1 protein-coding gene and 1 pseudogene are annotated in these 913 nt (G+C 69.0%); both read right to left on the bottom strand.

Features of this window, described 5'->3' with window-relative positions; all coding sequences use genetic code 11:
- The coding region (locus tag IEY55_RS31755) for a beta-ketoacyl synthase N-terminal-like domain-containing protein (protein WP_268239382.1) at window positions 1-590 on the bottom strand (590 nt) is incomplete at its 3' end.
- Window positions 587-913: pseudogene (locus IEY55_RS31750) on the bottom strand (enediyne biosynthesis protein); the annotation flags it as partial. The pseudogene IEY55_RS31750 and the gene IEY55_RS31755, both read right to left, overlap by 4 nt.

The following is a 913-nucleotide window of genomic DNA, read 5'->3' as shown; positions in this document are numbered from 1 at the left end:
AAGTGGTTGCAGATTCGGCCCGCGATGGTGTTGGCCAATGCCCCGGCCAACGACTCATCACCCGGTTCCGGGAACGGTTGCTTGACCTGGCGTTCGAGGGCGGCCAGCACCTCGGCGTGTGCGGGTCCGGTGATCCCGGCTTGGGTCAGCGCCGCGAGCGCGGCGCGGCGCAGGAAGGGCCAGCGTAGTCGGAGTATGCCGGCTCTGGTGAACTCGCCGGTGAGGCTGTTGCCCAGCACGACCCCGACCCGGTCCCGGTCGAGACCCTCCCCGTTCGGCATGCCTGCGTCGGCCAGTGCGTCGGCGGCTGTTTCCAGTGCCAGCCAATGGGTGTGGTCGGCGGCGCGGTGCAGTGGCCCGGGGACACCGAAGCGTTCCCGGGGAAACTCCCATCCCCGGAGCACGCCGGCATGGCTCAGGTAGGTCAGGTCGGGTGCGTCCCCGCGGTAGTCGGCGCCGAGCCGTTGTGGTGGGAGGCGGCGAAAGGCCCGACGTTGTCCCAGGACGTTCTCCCACAGCTCGGTGGGGCTGGTGGCGTCCGGGTAGCGGCAGGCCACGCCGACGATCGCGATCCGGTCTTGCGCACTCACGGGGTGACACCCCCGACCGCTTCGACCGCAGTTCCGCGCTTGTGGTTCTGCCCTACCGTGGCGCGCCACCGCTGCAGGTGCGGTACGGACAGCAGGACCACGCCGCGCAGCAGGCAGGTGATTACCAGTGCGAAGAACAAGCCGAAGGAGATGCCCGAGATCACCAGCAGGCCGTAGACGGCGGCTGCGGTGGCGCCGAAGACAACCTGGTGGTGGGGGCGCGTTGGGGTGGTGCCGGGGTCGGTGATCATGTAGTTGGTGAACAACACGAAGGCCAACCCGGTGAGCGGGATCAACGCACCGAGCAGGGAGTGGTCCAGCAG

It is taken from the genome of Longimycelium tulufanense, assembly GCF_014645795.1.
GTDB classification, from domain to species: Bacteria; Actinomycetota; Actinomycetes; order Mycobacteriales; family Pseudonocardiaceae; genus Longimycelium; species Longimycelium tulufanense.
The sequence above is the reverse complement of the archived record's forward strand: the minus strand, read 5'-3'. Positions and strand labels throughout refer to the sequence as shown.